The 402-nt window shown below is 48.8% G+C and carries 1 pseudogene; it reads left to right on the top strand.

Annotated elements, in window-relative coordinates:
• A pseudogene (locus EXT47_RS23675) lies at positions 1 to 402 on the top strand (AMP-binding protein); the annotation flags it as partial.

Genomic DNA, 402 nt, shown 5'->3' on the forward strand with positions numbered 1-402 from the left:
TTATATATTTCAGGCCTTGGGGTTGCCCGTGGTTACTTAAACCGCCCTGAACTCAATGCTGAGCGCTTTATTGATAATCCATTTAGTCACGACCCCGCCCATAGCAAGCTGTACAGAACCGGTGACCTTGCCCGCTTCCTAGACAACGGAGACTTAGTGTACCTTGGTCGTAACGATGAGCAGGTGAAAATTCGTGGTTATCGTGTCGAATTAGGCGAGATTGCTGCTGCCATTGTCGACCAGCAAGGCGTACAAAACGCAGTGGTGATTGATGTGCCTGCACCGCAAGGTAAAGCATTAGCCGCTTATCTTGTCGCAGAGCCTGACCTTGAAATTACCGAATTAAAGCTCGCCCTAAGTGCTGCTTTACCTGAATACATGGTGCCCAGTCACTTTACTCTA

The sequence above is a fragment of the Pseudoalteromonas sp. CO342X genome, assembly GCF_004208915.1.
Lineage (GTDB): Bacteria > Pseudomonadota > Gammaproteobacteria > Enterobacterales > Alteromonadaceae > Pseudoalteromonas > Pseudoalteromonas maricaloris.